The 23,650-nt window shown below is 54.0% G+C and carries 15 protein-coding genes; 2 read left to right on the forward strand and 13 right to left on the reverse strand.

Translation table 11 applies throughout. The features are described from left to right. Positions 1-7: 7 nt before the first annotated feature. The 10 genes from ACYVH9_RS14060 to ACYVH9_RS14105 form a co-directional block, all read right to left on the reverse strand. A complete protein-coding gene (locus ACYVH9_RS14060) occupies positions 8-2,026 on the reverse strand; it encodes a beta-L-arabinofuranosidase domain-containing protein (RefSeq protein WP_460636991.1) in 2,019 nt (672 codons plus the stop codon). A gap of 61 nt (positions 2,027-2,087) precedes the next feature. Then, positions 2,088-4,100, reverse strand: a complete 2,013-nt coding sequence (locus tag ACYVH9_RS14065) for a beta-L-arabinofuranosidase domain-containing protein (RefSeq protein WP_460636992.1) — start codon at positions 4,098-4,100, stop codon at positions 2,088-2,090. A 26-nt stretch (positions 4,101-4,126) separates the two neighbouring features. Continuing rightward, entirely contained in the window at positions 4,127-5,728 is a 1,602-nt protein-coding gene (locus ACYVH9_RS14070) for an MGH1-like glycoside hydrolase domain-containing protein (protein ID WP_460636993.1), read from the reverse strand. A gap of 33 nt (positions 5,729-5,761) precedes the next feature. Beyond that, a complete protein-coding gene (locus ACYVH9_RS14075) occupies positions 5,762-6,838 on the reverse strand; it encodes a glycoside hydrolase family protein (RefSeq protein ID WP_460636994.1) in 1,077 nt (358 codons plus the stop codon). Positions 6,839-6,921: 83 nt separating this feature from the next. Continuing rightward, on the reverse strand, positions 6,922-8,535 hold the full coding sequence (locus ACYVH9_RS14080) for a RagB/SusD family nutrient uptake outer membrane protein (RefSeq protein ID WP_460636995.1): 1,614 nt from the start codon (positions 8,533-8,535) through the stop codon (positions 6,922-6,924). A gap of 32 nt (positions 8,536-8,567) precedes the next feature. Continuing rightward, entirely contained in the window at positions 8,568-11,849 is a 3,282-nt protein-coding gene (locus ACYVH9_RS14085; protein WP_460636996.1) for a TonB-dependent receptor, read from the reverse strand. A 49-nt stretch (positions 11,850-11,898) separates the two neighbouring features. After that, entirely contained in the window at positions 11,899-12,909 is a 1,011-nt protein-coding gene (locus ACYVH9_RS14090) for a FecR family protein (RefSeq protein WP_460636997.1), read from the reverse strand. Between the two features lie 11 nt (positions 12,910-12,920). Then, a complete protein-coding gene (locus ACYVH9_RS14095; protein ID WP_460636998.1) occupies positions 12,921-13,475 on the reverse strand; it encodes an RNA polymerase sigma factor in 555 nt (184 codons plus the stop codon). Positions 13,476-13,723: 248 nt separating this feature from the next. Continuing rightward, positions 13,724-14,497 (reverse strand): carboxypeptidase-like regulatory domain-containing protein, encoded by a 774-nt coding sequence (locus ACYVH9_RS14100; RefSeq protein WP_460636999.1) that lies wholly within the window; start codon positions 14,495-14,497, stop codon positions 13,724-13,726. A gap of 107 nt (positions 14,498-14,604) precedes the next feature. After that, positions 14,605-15,156: a cupin domain-containing protein gene (locus ACYVH9_RS14105; RefSeq protein WP_460637000.1), complete on the reverse strand. Its 552-nt coding sequence runs from the start codon at positions 15,154-15,156 to the stop codon at positions 14,605-14,607. 296 nt (positions 15,157-15,452) lie between these two features. On the opposite strand from ACYVH9_RS14105, the gene ACYVH9_RS14110 reads away from it, so the two are divergent. Together ACYVH9_RS14110 and ACYVH9_RS14115 are read left to right on the forward strand one after the other, a co-directional pair. Further along, the gene (locus tag ACYVH9_RS14110; protein ID WP_460637001.1) at positions 15,453-16,655 is read left to right on the forward strand and encodes a sensor histidine kinase; all 1,203 of its coding nucleotides are present in this window, start codon (positions 15,453-15,455) and stop codon (positions 16,653-16,655) included. Next, on the forward strand, positions 16,627-17,403 hold the full coding sequence (locus tag ACYVH9_RS14115; protein WP_460637002.1) for a LytR/AlgR family response regulator transcription factor: 777 nt from the start codon (positions 16,627-16,629) through the stop codon (positions 17,401-17,403). Before ACYVH9_RS14110 ends, ACYVH9_RS14115 begins: the two co-directional genes overlap by 29 nt. A 70-nt stretch (positions 17,404-17,473) precedes the next feature. Here the strand turns inward: ACYVH9_RS14115 and ACYVH9_RS14120 are convergent, their stop codons facing one another. Genes ACYVH9_RS14120 through ACYVH9_RS14130 form a run of 3 tightly spaced genes read right to left on the reverse strand, consistent with a single transcriptional unit; the run spans position 17,474 to position 23,638 of the window. Then, positions 17,474-18,487, reverse strand: coding sequence for a family 43 glycosylhydrolase (locus ACYVH9_RS14120; protein WP_460637003.1), 1,014 nt, complete (start codon positions 18,485-18,487; stop codon positions 17,474-17,476). A gap of 6 nt (positions 18,488-18,493) precedes the next feature. Beyond that, positions 18,494-20,218 carry a RagB/SusD family nutrient uptake outer membrane protein gene (locus ACYVH9_RS14125; protein WP_460637004.1) on the reverse strand — a complete coding sequence of 575 codons (1,725 nt, stop codon included), beginning with the start codon at positions 20,216-20,218 and terminating at the stop codon, positions 18,494-18,496. Positions 20,219-20,239: 21 nt separating this feature from the next. After that, positions 20,240-23,638 (reverse strand): SusC/RagA family TonB-linked outer membrane protein, encoded by a 3,399-nt coding sequence (locus ACYVH9_RS14130; protein ID WP_460637005.1) that lies wholly within the window; start codon positions 23,636-23,638, stop codon positions 20,240-20,242. Positions 23,639-23,650: the final 12 nt, after the last annotated feature.

The following is a 23,650-nucleotide window of genomic DNA, read 5'->3' on the forward strand; positions in this document are numbered from 1 at the left end:
CCAGACGTTACTTCACCACCGGAAACGCCACCACGCGCACTTTCGTACAGCCGTAAGGTACCAGTGTAATCGTCTCCAGTTTCTCATTCACCTTGCCCACAAAATGGCCGTTGCGATCCGTAACGGGCTGGGGCGCTACGTCGTTGACGATTTGCCACCCGGGAATTTTTCTGGCCGACGCCCGGATTTCAATCGGTGCATTTTGCAGGTTCCAGACGAACGAGTCGGTAACGGGTTGAACGGTTTTCACCTCCAGATGGGCCGCCGGGTCTTTCACAATTTTGTCCACCAGTCCGTAGTTCCAGTCGCCTTTCGGAAACACATTGAAGTAGTCACCCTCGTCTTTTTCGGTTTCTTTTTCCCAGCTCTCTTCCAGCTTCAGGGCATACACCAGCGGCCCGCGCTCCACCGCCCGCGAATTCCGGCCCCAGTTGGAGGTACTGACGGCCATCGGAAAGGTTAGTGTCACTTTATCACCGTTCTTCCAGGTTCGGTTCAGCACAATTACCTGACCACCTTCGGGTGTCTGCACGGTTTCGCCGTTGACGGCCACCGTCGCTTTCCGGCACCACGACGGGATGCGCAAATGCAACGGAAACTGTACGCTGGAAGCCGTCGTCAATTCCAGTTGAATACCTTCCTCAAACGGATAGCGGGTTGTTTCCCGGATCGTTACATCGGTGTTCTTCGCGCCCACCTTCGCCGTGACGTTGTTGGGGCTGTAGGCCAGAGCCGCCAGGCCATTGTCGGGGGTCGCGTACCAGAGGTGGGCGGCAAATTTCGTCCAGCCCTGGTGCATGTTAGCGAGGCAGCAGGTGTAGCCGCTCCGCATTCCGAAGACGTTGTTCATTTCCCGACCAAACGGCAGTGAAAAATTGAAAACACCCCGCTTGACATGGACTTGATTGGCAATCTGAAAATACTGCTTGGCGTTGTAATCGTCGGTTGTCTGCGTCGGCAACGCGTTGAAGGTCATGCGTTCCAGGGCATCCATGTAATACGGATCGCCGGTGATGCCGATGATCTTTTCCAGCGAATACATCGACTCCACGATGGCGCAAAGCTCCACGCCCTGGGTCGGGTCGTTGCCGTGCAGGTCTTCGTCACCGGAGAAAATGCCCATCGGCAGTCCGTGCAGCGTCATCAGGTCGTTGAAGCCGGTTTTGAGCGATTTGAGGTACTTCGGGTCACCGGTCCGCTGGTAGTTGATGGCCGGAGCTTTCAGCGCCATGCCCACGTTGACGGCATGACGGCGCATCCAATGTTCTTCATTTTGCTGGGCGGCTGCGCCAATCACCCAATCGCGGTTGCCCAGCCAGTCACTCCACTGGAAGCTCTGCGACTCGATCAGGGCTGCCAGTTCGAGCAGCGATTTGTCGCCCGTTAGGCCGTACAGCCACTGCGCCATCATCACATTGTCGGTTCCGCGCGAAGTGGCCCACTCAGTCCACTTTCCAACCGGGCAGCTTTTCAGCGCCTGTAACTGGTATTTGAAATATTTCGTCATGAACGGAATCACGCGCGGGTCGTTCGTGGCCGAATAATACTGCTGAATCACTTTCAGCATCACCATTTTGGGCCACCAGTCGTCGCCCGACGCACAGTTAGCCACATCCACTTTCACGTTTTTCTCCCGCTCATCCTTGGTAATCGCGCCGAAATAACCGGAGGGCCGCTGGTTGTCAATCACCCAGTCGATGTATTTTTTGACTTTCTGCTGCAACGGTTTATCGTCCAGCAGGTACGCCAGCGGCACCGCGCCGTCGAGCCAGTACGGGGTTTCTTCCCAGGCATCGCCTTTGCCACCCAGCCAGCCGTTGTCGTTGCTGATCTTGGCGTGCACCTCGTCGAGATGGCCGGTGGTGCCGTTGCGCATGATCTGCAACTGGTTTCGCAGCCAGCCGGTTGGTTTGATGGCCGAGAGCGGCAACGCCCGGTATTTTTCGGGCACAGGTTTGGGCGATTGGGCCCAAACCGCAACCGAAAAAAGTGCGCTAAACAGCGTTAACGAAAAGGTATTTTTCATAAAGCGGTTCGTCATCCACGGACAGTGAACGTTGGAAAATAAAACGGTGTGGATATCCTTCTTACTTTTTTCGGACAACCGGAAACTGGGAAATCCGCAGGTTGGTACAGCCGTACGGAATCAGCGTAATTTCTTCTTCCGGACCGGTTTCCAGGTTGTACGTGATGCTGTACGGAATCGGGCCGGTCATTTCGTTGTATAAGCCCCAGGACGGAATGCGCTTTGCCTGTGTTTTGATCTGAATCGGTGCGCTTTCCGGATTCCAGGGATACAGGGAAACCGGGCCTTTCTTTTCCACTTTGTAGCTTTCTTCCAGCTTGTTATCCGGCACCTGAATCAGCCCGTAGTTCCAGGGCGTCGTTGGGCGAACTTCCACGTAGGAAGCGCCGTATTCAATTGGATCTTTGTCGTTTTTAACCAGCTTGCTTTCCTCCCCGATTTTCAGCCCGTAGACGATGGGGCCGCGTTCCACCGACATGGAATTTTCAAACCAGAGGTCCTTTTTGATATGCATCGGCAACTCCAGTTCTACCACGTCGCCCGACTTCCACTCCCGGTCGATCTTGAACACCTGATTGCCCTCGACTTCCCGCCAGACTTTTCCGTTGATTTTGATCGACGCCTTTTTGCACCATTCCGGCACGCGCAGATGGAACGGGAACGATACGGTTTTCGGCGTGTTCAGGGTGAATTTGACGGTCTCTTCAAAAGGGTAATTCGTTTCCTCCCTGAAAGAAACCTCCGTGCCGCTGCCGATGGTCGCCTTTACTTCACTGGGTGCGTAAAGCAGGGCCGCCATTCCCTTGTCGGGGGTTACGTACCAGAGGTTCTGCGTGAATTTGGGCCAGCCCTGGTGCATGTTCGAGGTGCAGCACGGATACCCCGAAAGCAATCCAAAGCACAAGTCCGTACCGCTGTGGTTGACGTCGAAATTGCGCGTCAGACGGGTAGCCATCACCTGGTTGGCCTGCTGGAAATACTGGCGGGTCATGTAATCGTCGGACACCTGGGCCGGCAGCGCGTTGAACGCAATTTTTTCGATGTGATCGGCAAAGCCCACTTTTCCGGTGATTTCGAGCATACTTTCCAGCGAAAATAGCATTTCCACCGCCGAACACAGCTCCGAACCCTGCGTCGGATTGTTACCATGCAGCGCTTCGTCACCGCCGTACAAGCCGTGCGCCATGCCGTTAAATTTCCGGATGTCGGCAAAACCTTTGTCCACGGCGTCCAGGTACTTCTGCTCCGGGTGGTGCTGGTAATAAATGATCGGTGCCTTGATGCCCTGCGCCAGGTTGACGCAGTGGATGCTTCCGGCGCGGGAAAGCATGTCCGTATTCAGAAAACCGTTCGTGTAATCGAAAGTCTGTTTGTGAATCAGATCCCCCAGATCGAGCAGAAACTTGTCGCCGGTGATATTGTAGAGCCAGTAAACCACCATTAGGTTATCACCGCCCCGGTAGCGCGCCCAGAACGTCCAGTGGTCGAGCGGTTTTTGCGGCAATTCTTTCAACTGGTACTTGAAGTAATTGGTCATCAGGCGGATCACCCGCTGGTCGCCAGTGGCGGAATAATACTGCTTCAGAATTTTCAGCATCACCATTTTGGGCCACCAGTCACGGCTGTTGTTCCGTTGCACCCCGGGTTCGGGTCCGTAGTCTTTCGAGGGGCCAAAATACCCGTCGGGCTGCTGACTTTTGAGTGCCCATTCAATCCACGGTTTAGCCTTGGCAATCAACGCTTTGTCGTCCAGAATGTAAGCTAGCGGCAGCAGCCCGTCGATCCAGTACGGCCCCCGCTCCCACTGATCACCGTCGCCCCCGAGCCAGCCGTTGCGCTCATTCATCACCAGCGGATACAACTGATCCAGTTGTCCGGTCGAGCCGGTTTTCTGCCGCACCAGCATCTCGCGGAGCCAGCCCTGTGGTTTGATGGCCCCCAGCGGCAGTTCCTGGTAAGCGTTCGGGCGCAGCGGAGCCCGGGCTGCCTGATAACTGGCGGTCGGCGCTTTTTTCGTTTGCCCCACCGCCGTAACGGCCAGGCCCAGAAAGAGAATGGAAACGTTTAGTTTCATGTGTAGTGGATTCATCCAGTTTCAACTCAAATTGACACCGTCAGGCGTTGCAATGTGGCTGCCGATGCTTTTTCTATTCCGTTTACAAACACGCGAAAACCGCGCCCTTTGCCGTAATGCTGGCCGGTTTTGTCGTACAAAACCGTGAGCGTTTTGCCGTGGTACGGCACCCGGTCCAGGCAAAAATAATCCCAGGTATCTTCTGGCAGAAGCGGATTAATGACGAGTTCGTTGCCGTGGCTGGGCCGGATACCCACCAGACCGGAAATGATGTGATCACAAAACGCCGAATGGTTGTAGTCTTTGCCGCGCTCCCGTCCCCCTTTTTTCGTCGACCAGCTTCCGTTTTCCATCGTCGATAAACGCGTCCGGGAAATCCAGTCGCCGGTGTAGGGGTTCAGGTTTTCATCGATCCACGGGACACGCTGGCCGTTTTCCAGAATCCGTTGCTGCGAACGACTGTAGGCCGTCAGCAGGTTCCAGAAATCGCGTTTGTTCACGACCTTTTGGTTGTAATCATTCAGCAGATTGGCCAGTGCCGTCAGCGTAATGGTGGTGGAAAAAGGCCAGCTCGGGCCATTCCACTGGCATTCGTGCCCTTCGTACGCGATCCGAAAACCGGGATGCCGCTGCTCGGTAGTTGTTGGGCCGTAGGGTGCCCAGAAACCTTGTTCGTTGGTCAGCTGCGCCCAGGCGATGGCGTGTTTCTCTTCCGGAATCGAAAAATACCAAGGCGTAAAACCGTGTAATTCACGAACATCGGCGCGGGTCAGCGAGCCGGTTCCACGCGGAATGACCTTGAAAAATTTCGCTTTATCATCCCACAACCGGGTCAGAATCTGCCGTCGGATGGTAGCGGCTTTTTTCGTGTACTCGTCCGCAACGGTTTTGTTGCCCGCCATTTCGGCAATGGTCACCAGCGCTTTGGCGTTTCCAAACATGTAGCTGTTAATGGTCGCGCGGTAGCCCTGATTCTTTTGCCCCAGCAATCCTGCCACGGAAATTTCCATCCCGTCGCGGTTGTCGGTTTGCCAGAACAGGCCGGTCGAATCGAGTCGTATTTTCTCCCATTCCCCAAAATCCGTCACCAGATCGGGCAGCAAGTCGGTCAGAAACGCCTTGTCGGGATGGACTTTTCCAAAGGCGCTGATGGCATCGGCGGCCCAGGAACTGTAAGAACGCGGACTTGCCCCACCCCGAAACCAGAACCGGGCGTAGTCCTTCAGGTAGTTGTCGTCGCGCAGCCAGCGCCCTTCGTAAAAATGGTGGCCCGCCGGGCAGTTGATGGAATTGTATTTCCCGGCCCAGCCCACGTCCGGCAGAAATTCGGTGATGATGTAACCCGCGGGCGTCTGTTTGAGGTGTTTCCGAAACGTCCACCAGCGAAAATAATACGTTTGCTCCAGCTGCTTGTCCGGACATTCGAACAGCGGAATATTCGCAGCCAGAAACTCCCAGGCTTTGTCGTTCGGAATCAGTTGTTTGTAAAGTTCTTCATCGTTTGCGTTGAAGGCCGTCACGTACGGTTTGAAAGCGTCGGTTTTGAGTACGAAGTCCTGCGAACGAACCGGATTCGTCAACAACCAGAAAATAAGAACAATACAAGAGCAGGAAAATGCTTTTTTCATTTTCAAATCAGATTCAATCCGTTTTTAAAACGCTTACTGCCCCAGCGAACTCTTGCCCAGATCTTTGGAGGTGGCCACGGCAATCACCCGACCCTGATCACCCACCGCATTGTAGAAATGATACACCACACCCCGCCACTTGACCACCCACGGCTTGTGGGCGTACGTTTTGTCGTACGATTCCGAAGGGGCCACCAGGTCGTCGCCCTGCCAGTCCGTCCAGTTGACGAGGTCATACGAACAGGCAAACCGCTCAAACGCACCCGGTTTCCAGAACGCACCGAAGTAGAACATCACATACACATCGCCGATCTTCGTAATCTGCGCATCGCCACAAATCCCGGTTTTTCGCGTAATCAGCGGCTCCTGTCCGTAGCGTTTCCAGGTTGTCATGTCGTTGGAAACGGCCATTGCGATGTTTTCGAACCCTTTGCCTTCGGTATCCGGTTTTTCGCCTTTGGCATTGTAGTACATCACAAACGGATACCCGGTTTTTTTCTCCTTATCCCGAATCACCAGGCTTTTGTAGATTGTCTGGTTGTCGTACCAGCGGGCGTCTTTGTCGATGGCCGACAACACCGGTTTGGACAGCCGCGTCACTTCTTTGGGCTGGGTCAAGTCCGTGGTTGAAGCCAGTCCGATGCCCAGCCGACCCGCTTCGTAGCCTTTTTCCGAACCGCCCAGGTACGAGAGCCAGTATTTATTCTGAAACTTTTCCACTTCGTAAGAACCACCCCAGTCGGTATTCACCAGCGCAACGTAGCCCGCTTTCTGGGTGGCGTCCCAGGTGTTTTCGGTAAACGACATGAGTTTGCCCTGCGTGGTCCAATGCAACAGATCGTTGCTGGTGGCCAGCCAGGTTTCGTAGCCCTTGCCGTCGAAAATGATGTAGCTCATGTACCAGCGGTTGCCCTGCCGAAAAACCGTTGGACTATCGACCATGCGGCCCTTGTCGGGCTGGGGAAGCACGATGCCGTATTTGTAGGGCGTTTTGATCTGCTCGTAAATCGCCTGCATTTTCTCCGGCGAAACCGCCTTCGCCGGGGCCGCCTGCCCAAAAACCGTCGCAGTCGTTAGTAGAAATAGGTAGTTGATAATAAGAGCCTTCATCGTTGCCAAGTAACGTCGCCAATCCATTGAATATTCTCCGGTTTTGACGGGGAATATTCAATCAAGACCGTGGCATTTTAAAACTACTGATATGCTGGATTCTGCACCAGTTTAGGATTGGAATTAATCGCGATCTGCGGCAGTGGGAACACTGTGCGGTGGGCGCCATTGGGTTTGTGCGACAACCAGCTTTTGGTTGTGTACACCCCAAACCGGATCATATCCCGCCGACGGAAGCCCTCCCAGGCAAATTCCCAACCCAGTTCATCGAGCATCCGTCCGTATTTAACTGGGGTCGTGTTGCCTGGATCAACTACCTTGTAGTTTTCGACGTAGCCGTATTGGTAACTGCTATTTTTCTCCAGATCAGCGCCGGTAACCGAGGCTTTGGCCGGAGTAGCCGTAAACGCCCGCGCCCGAACCTGCGAAACCAGTGGAGCCGCTTCATTGCCTTTTCCGGTTCGGAGCAGGCATTCCGCTTTCATCAGCAGCACCTGGGCGTACCGGAAAAAGGGGAAATCATTGCTCAAACTGGCCATTGCGCCCACTTTCACCTCAAACTTGTTCATCCGATAGCCTTCTGCTTCGCCCGTGTACAAACCGTCGGGCAATTCTTTCGTCAACACTACGTTTTTACCGGCCTGGTCGTACGAGCCTTTCAGCGGAGTAACGCCATCGGCGGCAAACTGCGGTCCCATCATCCAGCTGGCCTTCAGCCGTTCATCGGCGGGGTCGTAGGTGTCAATAAACTGCGGCACTGCCTTGGCCGACCCGGCTCCCCAGGGCGTATCCAGCATGTTTACCTTGGCTTTCATGGAACCGTGCCAGGAAAACATTTCTACGGAAAAACCGCCCGCCAGGTTTTCGTCGAACGGGATGGCGAAGACAATTTCCGGCGAGTTCTGGTTCTCGGTTTTGAAAGGTGCCTGTAAGGTGGTTTCCAGCTGGTATTTGCCCGACGCAATTACGTCGTTGCACTGGGTCAGGCACTCCTGCCATTTCGCTTCGCCGGTGTAGACTTCGGCATTGAGGTACACATTAGCCAGCAGGGTTTTAGCGGCCCACTTGTTGAAGCGCCCGTACAGCAGCGTGTTCCGTTCTTCGCTCAGAGCCGGAATGGCTTCTGTCAACTCCTTGACAATAAACTGGTAAATCTCTTTCCGGGGTGTTTTCGCTTTCAGCTCATCAGACCGGTCGGTAATCAGCGGCACATCGCCGAAGTTGTCGCAGAGCAGCCAGTAAAAAAACGCCCGAATGGTTCGCGTTTCGGCAATCAAGGCTTCTTTCGTAACCCCGGTTGGCGGAGGAACCTTGCCCGTTGTGAGTTGGTCAATAACCCGGTTGGAATTAATCACGCCAGTAAAGTACGTATTCCACATGCTGTTCATCTGCGGATTTTCGGAGTTCCAGGCATGTTGGTGCATCCGTTTGTAAATCCCGCCATCGTCCCAGCCCGAGGCATTGGCGGGCATCACAATCCCGTCGGCATTCGACTCCTGGGCCATGTAATAGTGGGTGTGTGACATCAGCGACCGCATGTTGGCATACGCAACACCAATGGCTTTATAGGCTTCGGTATAGGTGTAGGATTCTTCCGTTACTTCAGAAAAAATAGTTTCGGTCAGATCGTTGTTGCAGGACGACAGTGTCAAACCAACCAGCCCGAACACGGAGATATAGCTTTTGAAAGATTTCATACGAATAAAAGTTAAAGGATCGAAACGGTCGGTCAGAAGGTAAACGTGGCACCAGCGGTGTAGCTGGTAGCCGCCGGATAGCGGTTTTTGTCATCAACACCCGGCGCCAGTCCGCCAATGCTCACTTCGGGATCGATGCCTTTGTAGCCCGTAAACGTGTACAAATTCGCCGTCGACAGATACACCCGGCCCCGCTTCACGTACTTGCTTTTCAGTTTCAGATTATAGCCCAGCGTCACATTGTCGATCTTCCAGTAATTGCCGTTTTCGATGTAATAGCTGACATAATTCAGCGACTGGTCGTCGGCCAGCGGGCGTTTGCCAAAAATCGGGTCGTAGGCGTTGGAACGCAGGTTTCCGCGCGTCAGCATCACCGGGGCGCTCCAGAACATCTCGGTCATGTTCAGGATCTGGAACCCGAAGGCCCCCCGCATTGTCACATTGAGGTCGAAGTTTTTGTAGGAAACCGTGTTGTTCCAGTTCAGATACCGTTTCGGCAAACCATTGCCAATGATTTGTTTGTCGTCGGCCTGCTGCTGCGCAATGGGCTTGGGCTTGCCGTCTTTTCCTTCAATAATCCAGCGACCGGTTTCGTCGATATCGACGGTTTTGAATCCCCAGAAGTTACCCAGCGGCTGGCCGACCTGCACCCGGTGTGTCGTTTGCTGAATGGGTTCGCCGGTTGCGCCGGTATCGAAATACCCGCTGGCCAGCGCAAACTTATCATTCGACAGCGACAGAATTTTGTTGGCATTGGTCGAGAAGTTGGCCGAAGTCGACCATTCAAAATCCGCCGTCCGAACCGGCACCACGTTCAGCTGAATTTCAAGCCCTTTGTTTTCCATCGAAGCCGCGTTGGCCGTAATGGTGTTGTAGAGATACGGGGGCGTCGGCACCGGAAAGTTGGCAATCAGGTCGCGGGTGGTGCGCCGGTAGTAGTCAATCGAACCCGAAATCCGGTCGTTCAGAAAACCGTAATCCAACCCGATGTTAATTTCTTCTTTCCGCTCCCAGCGCAGGTCGGGGTTAGGGTTGTTCGACGGATTGATGGCCTGCACCCATTGCCCGTTGACCAGCGTATACGTACCAAAGTTGATTTTGTTTAGCGAGAGGTACGAGCTGCCCGGTTCGGTTCCGGTGACGCCAAAGCCCGCCCGGAGTTTCAGCGCTGAGAGTGCCCGGAAGCGCTGCAAAAATGCTTCTTTCTGAATATTCCAGCCCGCCGAAATCGCCGGAAAACTACCGTATTTGTGGTTGGTTCCGAAGCGCGACGAGCCTTCGTGCCGGATACTGGCCATCAGCAGGTATTTGTTCTGGAAGCTGTAATTGACCCGGAAGAAATACCCCAACAGCTTGTTTTCGGACTGCGCGGAATTGATCGGTGCCTGACCACGTCGCAGGGCCAGCCCAGCGCCCATGTTATTATATGAAAAATCGTCGGTCGGAAAATCCCAGTTCTGCATCCAGTAATCTTCCGTATTGTATTTCCGCCAGGTATACCCCCCCAACAAATTCAAACCGTGCTCTTTGATGTCTTTGGTGTAATTGGCCGTCAATTCAAACAGGTCGTCCTGCGTCCGCGTGGTGCCGCGCGAAGCAAAACCGTTGCGGGCATTTCGGGCGGTGGACCAATGCCGCCGGGTTTCGTAGTAGCCCCGTGTGCTGTTGTACATATCCCGCGCCAGCAAGGCCTTGATTTCCAAGCCTTCGATGGGCATCAACGAAACCGTTCCATAGGTCCGCAGGTTGTTGTTCCGGTTTTCGCCCCGCGTTTCTTCCAGCAAGGCCACGGGGTTCATGTAATCGGTTTTCTCCGGGCGCTCGATCCATTTTCCGTTGGCGTCCTGCAAGGGATCCGTTGGGTTGAACGTCAGGGCATTCCGGTATACGAGTCCCGAATATTCCCCGCCATCCACCGCAAAATGCTTTTGTTGATACCCGCTCAGGTTGGCATTGAATTTCAGAAGTCCGTTGAACATGGTGTGGTTGACCTCAATGCGGGGAAAAAACGTCAGGTTGTCCGATTTTTTCATCACGCCGTTCAGATCCCGGTATTCCAGGCTGACGATGTAGTTGGTGGTTCGCGAACCACCCCGCAGACTGACGTTGTGCACCTGCGACAACGGGGTCTGCGTCACGGCTTTCAGCCAGTCGGTGGTATGGCCAAAATCAATGGCACCCGGTTTGCCCTGTGCCACCAGCTGGCGGTATTGATCCGCATTCATGAAGTCCAGTTCACGGGTCATACGTTGCGTGGTAAAATACGAATTGATCTCCAGCGTGGCCGGGGTTTCGCCTTTTACTTTTCGGGTAGTGATCAGAATCACCCCGTTGGTGCCGCGCGTTCCGTAAATGGCGGCTGCCGAACCGTCTTTCAGCACGTCAATCGATTCGATGTCTTCGGGTGCCACCGTGTTCAGGGCACCCGGTACGCCATCGATCAGAATCAGCGGAGAAGAGCTGGCGTTGATCGTGGCGTTTCCCCGCAACGAAATCTGGGCCGTTCGGGTCGGGCTGGCATCCGGCGTAATGACGCTCAATCCGGCTACTTTTCCCCGAATCAGCTGGGCGGCATCCTGCACCGGTCCTTTCACGAAATCCTCCGCCTTGACGCTGGCAACCGCCGTGGTGATCTGTTCCCGTTTCTGGGTGCCGTACCCTACCACGACCACTTCGGCCAGGGCCTTATTTTCCGGTACCAGACTGACAACAATAGTCGACTGGTTACCCACCGGAATTTCCTGCGCCTGGTAGCCAACGAAGGAAAAAATCAGCGTTGTCGAAGCATCCGGCACGCTCAGGCTGTAACGGCCACTGGCGTCGGTGGTGGTGCCCCGCGTGGTGCCTTTAATCAGCACCGTAACCCCCGGCATTCCCTCCCCTTTCTCGTCTTTCACGGTTCCCGTTACGGTTTGATCGACTTTTTCCAGCGTGGTCAGGGCAATGGTATTGATCATCGGCAGGGCCGACGATTCGGGCGCTTTTTTCCGGAGCAAAATGCGGGAACCCACTACTTCGTACGAAACATCGAGCGGAGACAACAACTCGTCGAGCACTTTCGACAGCTTCCCGTTCAGCACATTAACCGACGTTTTCTGCTCCGCCTGAATGCTTTTGGTGCTGTACACAAATTTCACATTTGCCTGGCTTTCAATCCGTTTCAGCACCTTCCACACTTCCACAGATTCCATTTTCAGGGAGATCTCCTTGTTAAGTAGTTCCTGCGCGTGGGTGGTGCGGGCAAAGGATAAACCGTAAAAAACCGAGAGCAGCAGGAGCTGAATCGCCGTCGTCTGCGTTACTCTGCAAAGCATCTTTTTGAAGTAGATACGTCTGGTCATAAGAAAAGGGTCAGGAATAAATTCAGAAATTAGCACAGCCTTCGCCGTGAATAAAAAGCGTCGTACCCCGTCGTTCGTAGGTTGCGTCTACCGACTTGCAGATCAGGTCGAGTTGGGCATAAAGTGGTAAATCGTTCAAGTCACCGTTGAACACGCAGTGGTTCATGGTCTGATTTTCCACGATGAAGTCGATTCCGTATGCCTTGCCTAGGGTCGAAAACACATCGGCAATCGGCGTGTTGGAGAAGACAAAGCTGGTACGGTTTTCGGGCGGATTGACGATGCGGGGCATCTCAATCAAACCCGGCGTCAGCGTCTGGGCAACTTTATCGAACGTAATTTTGTGATTCGGCACCAGAATTACTCCGTTGCGGCTGCCCGGCGACGGACCGGCAGCTTCATAGACTGATACACGGCCCCGCAACACCATCACCTCAATATTTTTGGATTCATCGTAGGACTTAATCGTAAAGCTTGTTCCCAGTACCTGCGTAACCAGATCACCGGTTTTGACGATGAAGGGCCGGGCCGGATCTCTTTTAACATCGAATAACGCAGCCCCTCGCAAGCTCAGCTGGCGGGTTTTCTCGCCAAACTGTTCGGAATAACTAATGCTGCTGTTGGGCTGTAATACCACCAGGCTTCCGTCTTTCAGCGTAATTTTTTGCGGTTTTTCGGAGGTATTACGTACGTCGATGGCTTCCGGGCGGTGGCTGGTTTCCGGTGCCTGCTTTTTCGAAAAAAGGACCGAACGTTCCCGAAACAGCAGTCCGGCTACTACCAGCAGCACTGCTGCCGCAGCGCCCAGACTCAGCCAGCCGTAGCGGACCCGCCACGGTCTTCGGCCCAGCGTATGGCTATAAACCCGTTTCCAGATTTGCCGTCCAATCGTTTTCTTTTCGTTTTCGCTGAAGCTCAGCGTGCTTTGCTCCAATTGCTTTTCCGACCACTCCCGAATCCATTCTTCTTCCTCCGGACTGCATTCGCCAGCCAGGTATTTTTCCATCAATTTATCGAAATCGTACTGGTTCATCTGGCCACGCATCAATTATCCGAATAGTATCCCTTCAATTGTTCCTGCAACACTTTGAGGGATTTAGTAATATGGTATTCAACGGCTTTCTCCGACAGGTTGAGTCGCCGGGCAATGTCTTTAACAGGCTGGTTTTCAAAGCGGCTCAGCGTAAATACCTGGCAGGTTTTTTCGGGAAGTTTTTTCATAACTTCCTCAATGGCTTTCGATAAATCGGAGTAGTTGACGGCATCGTCGGTAATTTCCGACTGCCGGAGCTCGTGCAGAATGAGATACTCCTGGTAACGTCGGCGGGTGATTTTCGATTTGATGTAGTTGGTGGACAGGTGTTTGATCGACACGACCAGGTAGGAGCTCAGATGACGGATCAGGGCTTGGTGCCGCTTATTCCACAGGCTTTCAAATAAATCGTGCACCAGTTCTTCGGCATCTTCCCGGCTTCCGGTTTCGTGGTAGGCCACGCAGAATAGCTTGTACCAATACCGGTTATAGATTTCTCCGAAAGCCTGGGTATTGCCTTCACTGAGCGCATCAACTAACTTTTCGTCGGTTATACCTGCATTCATCGAGATGGGTTGTCGGATCTATCTGTATAGTCAAACAAGTCCGGAAAACCCCTAAATAATTTTCAAAATTATTAGAAAAATACCAAAATAAACCATAAAATAAAACGATTCCCGGCTGGGATAGCATAAAAAACCGGATGCGGGTAGCAACCTTTTCAGTCTGCCACGTCGTATCCGGTTGGACGGTGTATGAATTGATGAAGTGTATTTCCGTGAAATTTACTTCAGGTACCCGGCCATTGCAGCCGCTACTTGTACTCCAGTATCATACAATTGTTGCAGGCCCACGGGCCGGTCTCGCCGTAAAAATCCAGCGTTGCGGAGCCGTCCGCAGCATACGTCCCATTCTTGACTTTCACCATGACCTTTGCCCCCGTTGGCTGATGAACCGCCGTGATTTTGTAACGACCAATCGGCACGTCTGGAATCCGGCCATAAAATTCGCTGTAGGGCTCGCCCGACTTCAGATGCAGGGTTTTCCCCGCCGAACCATCGATCAGCGGACCGACCGGCGTGAACGTAAATTGAATGTTTTCAACGTCGTAAAGCTCGCTATTGATATCTTTGTCGAGCGTCACATCGCCCCCGTAGAATAGCCCCGCCTGGTCGGGATGTTCACCACTCAGGTTCCATTGAAAGTTCCGGACGGCGCCATCGTCCCCGGCAAAAGCTTCCGTTTTGTCCGGGGTCAGGTAGAGGGTATATTTTTTGCCATTATAGGTTCGTTTGATTTGGGCCAGTGCGCGGTAACTTCCCGTCGGCATTTTAACCCGGTAGGTCCCATCGGCATCGCTGCTGGCTTCCACGTGGCTGTTGTACAGCAGAAGGTTATCCGCCAGAATCGTGGCACCCGGCAGCGGCTTTCCCTGTGCGTCGGTCACCCGGCCCGACAGATAGCCCGCAGTCTGTTTACCGGGTTCCGGTTCGTCGCTCGATTTTGAGCAGCTGCTATAGGTGAGCAAGCCCGTAAGGGCAAAGCCCAGCATGGTGTTGTGGACGGTTTTACGAAAAATGGTGTTCATTAGCATTTGTACGTATTCTTTTTGAACTGGCCGGTTTTTTAGTCCACCCGGGACGGCTTGCCTGCCTTTTTTGTTGTTGGTACTCAATTAAAAAACTACATCAGACCTTAGTCCAGGTATTTAGGATACCTGGATTTGTAACCCAGTAGGCAGGCTACCGGAGTAAGCAGCGAAAAAACAATCTTTCGGATGAATGGGCTGGGTTGAGTGAGTTGAAAAACGCGGGCATACCGGTTCATCAGCAAAGACGTCTGCAAAAGCGAGGGAACTCCGTTGGCGTTTGTTTTCCCATCATTGGCCAGGCCGGTGGTGGTTTCCAGAAAGTATTCCGTGTCCATGGCGGGTGTGACCTGCCAGTTGACCACGGTGGGCTCGCCGGTCTGATTCCACATGGAATGGACGGTATTTTTCGCGATGTGAAAGCGATCACCCGCCCGGAAGTTCTTCACCTGCCCATCGATCCGGACGGTTAATTTCCCGGATACCACCCGAAAATCTTCGACCTGGCGCGGATGGTAGTGGGCAACCGGTTCGGAGGAATAAGCGCTGAAGGTAGCCTCCATTTCCAGTAACTGCCCTCCGGTATCTTTGGCGGTTTTTACAAACCGGATGATTTGGCCCGTTCGCGAATTGGTGATGGTTTTGTTTGCATAAGCCATGATTGTTGGGAATCATTAGCGTTGTGTTTACTGACCAACAAAACTACCGCCCCCGGTACGAACCGAAATTACGGTTATGTAAAACGACGTCAGGATTATCTAACCCGACGGTTGACGCATTTGAAAAATTGAACGGCTGCGCAGTGGTCTCTTCGGCCCGATACTTCCCCAATCAGGGTTAAACGCCCGATATAGCCGCTTCACCTCCCTTTTAAACCGGTTCAAAGGAAAGCGCCGGGGAACCTGACGACCAGTGCCGTATTTTTAAGAAATGCCACGGAAGTGAGAAGCGCGCTATGACGAGATTTACAACCATCCTGCTTGAACGGGCGTTGGGCACCCCCTGTTCCCCCAAACGAATCTGGAAGTTCATCATTCTTTTCTGGACTGTTCAGGCCAACATTACGCTCATTGAGTTTAATCTGAGCAATTGGATCAGTCCGTACAAAATGCTGTATTCGGGCTGGGTGCACTGGGGCCTGCATTGGCTGCTCTGGATTTTGGCTACTCCCCTCCTGCTGTACGTGGCACAGCAATTTCCGCTGGATGTTCGGGGTTCCAAAAGACGGTTTGCCGGTATTTTCTTCGTTCACCTGCTCGCGTTTTCCTTCCTCACACTCACAGTGCGGACCCTCGAATTTCTGGTTGTCAAACCGCTGTATTTCTGGGAGGTTGGTCAATCGCTACCCTGGAGTAGCATCCTGAAGTGGTTTGTAGAAGAATACAGCTGGGGCACAACGCTGTACTTGCTGGTCCTGGTTCTGTACAACATTTTTCTGTACGACAACCGCTACCAACAGCTTGAAAAACAGCACCTGGCTGCCGAGCTCGCCAATTCGCAATTGAAAGCTCAACTCACCGACGCCCAGCTCCAGACCCTCAAAATGCAGCTCAACCCACATTTTCTGTTCAATACCCACCACGCCATCGTGAGCCTGATGCTGCAGCACGAAAACCGTAAAGCCATCGACATGGTAACGGCCCTGAGCGATTTGTTGCGCGGGGTTCTGGTGCATCAGGACGACAATTTTCTGAGCCTGCGGGATGAGTTGAAGCTGATCCAGCAATACCTGACTATCCAGCAAATCCGGTTTCAGGATCGGCTGCACATCGAATACGATATTGATCCGGAAACCGAAAGCTGTCCGGTGCCACAACTGATCTTGCAGCCGCTGGTCGAAAACGCCATTACGCACGGCATTGCCGACCTGACGGGTTACGCCCGCATTCGGATCACGGCTCGCCGGAAAGCCAACAGCCTGCTCCTCGAGGTCTTCGATAACGGACTGGGGAGCCTATCGAAAAAACGAAAAACCCGGGGTAGCGGACTCGGACTGAGCAATACCCGCTCCCGGCTTCAGCAGGCATACGGCCACCAGGCGTACCTGATTTTTGTGCAGCCCCCCGGCAACGGCACTACCGTTACCCTGACACTGCCTTATACCGCATTCCAACCAACAACACAATACGATGACACCCTATCGCTCGCTCATCATTGACGATGAGCTACTGGCCCGGCAGGCCATTCGTACCCTGCTCCAGAGTGTTCCAGCTTTCCAGGTGGTCGATGAAGCCGCTAACGGCACCGAGGCCATTCTGAAAATCCTACAACACCGCCCTGATCTGATTTTTCTGGATATTCAAATGCCCGAACGAGACGGTTTTGGCGTATTGAAAGAAATCTGGGCTTACCACCAGCCAATGGTGGTTTTCACAACCGCGTACGATCAGTACGCCCTGCGTGCGTTTGAGATCAATGCCATTGATTACCTGCTGAAACCGTTCAATGAAATCCGGTTTTATCAGGCCCTGAACCGGGCGCAGGAACGGCTGGCCCAACGCGCCCAACCCCAGGTCGAAGCGTTAATGGGCCAGCTGCTGCGGGACGAATCCAACCAATCGGACGGCGCCTACCTGCGCCGGATTCTGGTGAAGGAAACGGGAAAAATGAGTCTGGTCGATACCGACGGAATTTTGTATTTCGATGCCGACGGCAATTATATCACGCTGCATACGGAAGACCGTAACCACCTGATTTACGAGAGCCTGACGAACCTGGAAACCCGGCTCGACCCCGCTACGTTTGTGCGAATTCACCGCTCCCATATTGTCAACCTCGATTACGTAACCGAAATTGAAACCCATTTCAACGGCGAATACATGGTCAAACTCCGCACGGGGCAGCAATTGAAATGGAGCCGCAGCTACCGGGATAACCTAAAGGCGTTCTACACCCGCGTCTCTTGACCGTTCATCAATAAAAACGGTTTCGTTTCAAGGAGGGAAACGAAACCGTTGATCTGGCAAAACCGTACAACTACGGCAAAGTCGGCTGGTTTCCTTTCCAGCTCACTTTTTCGTTGGAGAGCAGCCAGGTCTTTCCTTTGTCGTTGTTGCCCTGGTAAAACAAATACGTTTGTTTGTTGCTGTCTTCAAAAATGTGGGGGTGCCCCGACTCGCTTGCATTCCAGCTACCGGGCGCGCCATTTTTCAGGAATGGTTCGGTCTGCATCCGTTCCCAGTGAACGCCGTCTTTGCTGTGGGCAATGCCAATCTGCTGCGGCCAGTTGTTGTAGGCTCCGGCGTAAAACATCACCAGTTCACCTTTCCGCTCAATCACCGAAGCGCCTTCAATGCATTCACCTTCCCAGGGCAACTCCGGTTTCAGAATCGGGCCATCGGTTGAAAGCTGTTTCCATTCATTCCGGTTGAAAGACGTTTGCAACGGCGTTGCCGCCACGCCCAGAATCTGGTTTTTATAAGCCGGATCGCGGGTAGCAAAGTAAAGAAAATACTGATTTTTAAACCGGTAAACTTCGGCGTCGATGGCCCGTCCGCAATTCCAGGCACCCGTCGGACGGAAAATCGGGTTGGTTTCGTTGCGCGTAAAATGAATGCCGTCCTCCGACCACGCGTGGCAGATCGCATCTTTGGGTCCACCGCCGTAGGTCTGGTAAAACAGGTGCACTTTTCCATCCTTCAGCAAGGCTCCGGGCGCGCAGATACCGGACTTCTCGTAATCGGCCGCCGGTGGAATTTCCGCAATTTTCTGCCAGTCGATCAGGTTCCGGCTTTCGGCTACGCCAATGCCCCAACCGTGTTTAACGCCACTGGAATCGGTATAAGCTGGTACGGAAAAGTACATAAGGTAGCGTCCCTTGAATTTGACCACGTGCGGATCTTTGGCATACGGTCGGCCCAGCCTTTGGCGGTCGCCGTACATCATTTTCCCGGGTTCTTTCTCGTCGGCAACAGGCGGGCGCAGCCAGCCACTGCTCAACGTCAGCAGAAGCGCCAGGCAAACGGGCATTACAAAGCGGTATTTGATCATAACTCATTAGTTCCCGTAACCGGGGTTTTGGGTAAAGTCCTGCGGGTTGGTCATCCGGGTTAATTGCTCACGCGGAATGGGCCGCAGCACGTGGTGTTCTTTAAACCGTCCGGCCGCAGTCGGATTAATTTTCGGATTGCTCATTCGCACCAGCAGTTTACCCGTGCGTTGCAGGTCATACCAGCGGTGCATTTCGCCACCCAGTTCGCGGGCACGCTCATCGAGGACAAAATCAAGTGTCAAGTCATTGGCTTTCACCGTCATATCCGCTGTCATGCCGGTTTTAGCCGCCCGCTTCCGCACCACATTGAGGTAATCAGTCGCCTGCTGCGTCTGGCCCAGTAAAAAACTCGCTTCGGCAGCCAACAGATACGTGTCGGCCAGACGAAACACGAACACATCCCGCGAGCCCGCCGTCCAGTTGGCATCCGGACGAGTTGGGTCCAGATGTTTGATCAAGGTAGCGTACATTTTCGAATTTTGAAACTTGGTATTTCGCGGCCACGGTCCGTTCGGCTGAATGTCTTTGTTCGGATCAATGGTCGCCCGCAGTGAATCCGGCAGAAAAACGTAAGCAGGCCAGGCCGCTTTAACCTGAGCCATCGTCCACGGACGTTTCGGGATAATCATGGCCCGGTCGCCTTTTTTCCAGCTTACATCCACAGCCGCGCCGGTGTTTGGATCATACGACTTTTCCGTCAGTGTGTTTACCGTAATGTTCCAGCTCGTGCGGAAACAATCTTCCCAACGCTGGTCAACCGCTTCATTGAATAGGTTCTGGTAATACCAGGAAGGCCGCAACCGGCTCCAGGGCCGCCCGTATTCGGTGACCCGCAGCACGCCCGGGTGTTCTTCCGAATACGCACTGGTGAAATACAGGTGAGCGGTATTGCCGTTGCCGTTCAGCTCGGCGTTACGGGTATAAATAATCGAGAACAACACTTCAGAATTGATCTGATTGCTCATATCCCACAGAGCCGCGTGCGAAGCCACCAGACTGTGCCTACCCGAATTGATGACGCGCTCGGCTAGTTCTTTTGCTTTCTGGAGGTCGGTGTTATCACGCTTGACGGTCAGGTATACGCGGGACAGGTGGTGCAGGGCCGCCATTTTCGTTACGTGTCCGTAGTCGGCATTCGGATAGGAATCCGGCAGGTTTTCGGTACAGAACGTCAGCTCATCGATGATAAACTTCCAGACCTCGTCTTTCGGATTTCGGAAAGCTTCGGTCTTCACAGTAGTCGTCGGCTCCGTTGTCAGGTAAACATCGCCAAACTGCTGCACCAGGTGGTAATAGCAATGCGCCCGAATAAACCGGGCTTCGGCCAGATAGCGGTTTTTCAGATCGTCCGTCAGCTGAGGAATCGACGAATTCGACAGAACCTGAATCACCGAATTGGCCTGATTGATCAGGGAGTAGCAGTTTCCCCAGAGCGAATTGACGTTGCCCGACGACGCATCCAGGCTCCAGTTGGCAAACTCGACCGGCGTGCCGGCCCCGTCCATCCAGATGTCGGTCGGTCCTTCGCAGAGGTAAATCAGGTATTCGCTGATGTAGACATCGCGCAGCCGGGCGTACAAACCGTTCACGCCATTGGCAATTCCTTCCCGCGTGGTGTACAGGTTGCCCACCGTCACTTTGTTGTACGGTTCTTCTTTCAGGTAATCGGAACAGGACTGCGTCAGCAAACCCGCTCCCACCAAGGCCATCAATATGAGTTTCGATTTCATCGTAGTGTAAGGTTAGGGAAGTCAGAAACGGGTATTAAGGCCCAGCATAAACGTCGTCATCGGAACGTGGTTGGTATACGAACTGCCATTTTCCGGGTCCAGCCCTTCGTAGCGGTGCATCGTCCAGACGGCCGGGTTATCCACGGACGCGTAGACCCGCAGCCGCTCCGCTCCCACGCGTTTCGCCCATTGCTGCGGGAAATTATAACCCAGATTCAGCGTCTTCAACCGCACGAACGACAGATCGCGGAATGCGTAGGAACTGTTGACCAGCAGCGGCTGCGGGTCCGTAATCCGCGGTTTCGGGAAGGTGTTCGACGGATTGGTGGGTGTCCAGAAATCCACGTTCAGGTGGTTGTCGCGCGTTGAGCCGGAGCCGGGTTCGTCGGTTAGCATGGCCAGCCGCTGGCCATAATCCTGGCGGGTGTAGAAGTAAAAGTTAAAGTCGAAATTCCGGTACCGAAAAGTCGACGAAAGTCCCCCGGTCCATTTCGGAATGCGGTTAAAAATCACCTGGTCGCCCTGGCCGTAGCGTCCGTCGCCGTCGATATCCTTCACGCGCGGTTCGCCCGGTCCGTAGTTGAATTGCCGGGCCTGTTCCTCCTGTCCGTACTGCCACACCCCGTCGTACAGATAAATCCACTCCACATTGATCGGATGGCCGATAAACCACCGGTTGCCGGGGTCGTCATTTTTACCGCCGTACAATTCCGTAATCTGGTTTTTGTTGTGAGCAAACGTCACGTTCAGGTTCCATTCGAAGTTTTTCCGGCGAACGGGAACGGTATTCAGCGTCAGCTCGACGCCCGAGTTACGGGTTTTTCCGATGTTCTGCACCGTGCTGTTGTAGCCCGAGGTGATGGGCAACTGGCGCGCCATCAGCAGGTCGTGGGTGTTGCGCTGGTAGACGTCAATAAAACCGGTGATGCGGTTTTGCAGAAACCCGAAATCCAGTCCGACGTTGAATTCTTCGGTTCGCTCCCAGCCCAGCTCCGTATTGGGCAGTTCGGTGGGCACGTAGCCGATGGCCGCCCCCTCGCCCGTTCCGAACGAATACGGATATTTGCCCAGTCCGCCCAGCGTCTGGTACGGATTGATGGCCGTGTTGCCGGTATTTCCCCAGCTTACCCGCAGTTTCAGATCACTCACAAACGTCAGCGGTCGCAGAAAGGCCTCGTCGCTCAGCCGCCAGGCCACCGCAGCCGACGGAAACAATGCCCACTGATGCCCCGGCGCCAGCCGCGACGAACCGTCATTACGGGCGGTCAGCGTGACCAGGTATTTGCCGTTAAAGGTGTAGTTGACCCGCCCCATGAACGACAGCAGCCGCCACTGCCGAAACGTCGATCCGCGCGAAAACGTGGAAGGCGCTTCGTTAACGTTGAACCATTTGCCGTAATACGGCATGCCCTGGCCGCCCAGCACCACCTCGTCGAAACGAAGCTGCTGCATGTCGTGCACAAACGAGGCATCGACGTAGTGCTTGCCGATTTCCTTTTTGTAATTGAGGATGTTGGTAAACGTCAGGGATTTCTCGGACGCTTTGCTAAAGCTGGCTTCGCTGACGGACTGGTGCCGACGCTGGGTAGTAGGCCCCCAGTATTGCCCGGTTTCGATAAACTGCCAGTCGGGCGTCAGGCTCGACCGGAACGATAAGCCCCTGGCAATGTCCCAGTTAAAGAAAAAATTAAAGAAAAGGCGGTCGCGGGTGGTTTTGCGCTCGATATTCGCCTTGTCGGTATCAAAAAGCGGGTTGGAGTGCAGAACGGACTCATACCAGCCGTTGGGGTAAAACCGCAGCGTCCCGTCGTCGTTATAAACCTTCGTCAGCGGGTCCAGGATATTGCCGTAACGAAACACATTATCGGGATCGCCCATGTCGTTGACCGAATGCGACAGCATGGTGGAATAGCCCAGCGCCAGTTTCGGCGAGATTTTCAGATCACCGTTGATGCGGGCGTTCAGGCGGTCGTAGGCAATGTTTTTGATGATGCTCTGCTGCTTGCTGTAGCCCAACACAATCATGTTCGACGAATTCTGGCCGTTGATGTTCAGGCCAATGTTGTGATCGGTCTGGTAACCCGTTCCGCCAAACATCAGGTCCTGCCAGTTGACATACTCCTTATTCTGAATGGCGTTCAGGGCCACGGCATCAAAAATTTCAGCGTCGGTTTTTCCGTAATTGGCCATGCGCTTGAAATCCGCGTACCGATCCCCGTCCATCATATCAAACCGTTTGAAAGCTTTGTTGATCCCGCCGAATGCATCGTAGGTAACCGAGATTTTATGCTGGTTTTTGAAGCCCCGCTTGGTCGTGATGATAATCACCCCGTTTGAACCGCGTGACCCGTAAATGGCCGTTGAAGAAGCATCTTTCAGCACGTCCATCTTATCGATTTCTGCCGGATTGATGTCGGTCAGCGAGCCCGCAAACGGTGCGCCGTCCAACACGATCAGGGGCGTATTCGGGCCGGTAATGGAATTGTACCCCCGAATGGCAATGGTGGAATTGGAACCCGGGTTGTTGTTGCGCACCACGTCCAGACCGGCCACTTTTCCCTGTAAGGCCTGAGCCGCATCGACCTGCCCGGGCTGATTCGCAATCACCTCCGAAGAGATCTGCGAAACCGCGCCGGTTACATCCGATTTCTTCACCGATCCGTACCCAATCACCACTACTTCGTTCAGGGTTTTGTTATCCACCGCCAGGGACAGATTCACCACCGTACGGTTTCCGACCGGCTCTTCTTTGGTCAGATACCCAATGAAGGAAAACACGAGCGTTCCGCCTTCATCTGGCACATTCAGGCTATAGTTCCCGTCGGCATCTGTCGTGGTGCCCCGTGTAGTTCCCTTGATGGACACGTTGACACCCGGTAAGGCTTCGCCTTTTTCCTCTGTTGTAACCCGCCCGGTGATGCGGTGCTCGGCCAGCGACGATGGGGCCGCTTTCGTTGTCATTTGCTCCGGCACGGCGGGGGCGGCATGGCTGGCCGAATTGCCAAACAGGTCCAGTCCGTGCGCTCCCGGCGAACTCAGTTCACCAATGCGATCGTCTTTGCGGTTTGAATTCTTAGGTCCCAACACCAGGTAGGTCGTTGCGTTCACCCGCTTGTAACGCAGCCCGAGCGGTTTGAGCAAACTCTCCAGCTGACGCCCCACATCGGATGCATTGCCAGGAACGGTTTGCCCCACCGATAACCCTTCGATGGTGCGGTCTTCAAACAGAATATCGACCCGGTACCGGGTTTTCAGTTCAGTGAGAGCCGCTTTCAACGACCGCGTTCCGGTTGCTGCGGCTGCCGGAGCCGGTTGTTGGGCCCGGGCTGCCAGCCACTGAGCCGGTGCGGGTAAACCACCGAGCAATCCTACGGCCAGGACGAGGGCCGGCAACGGCTTCGCCAGGACAATTCGATTCATAAAGGAAGGATT

This window comes from Larkinella harenae (assembly GCF_054780515.1).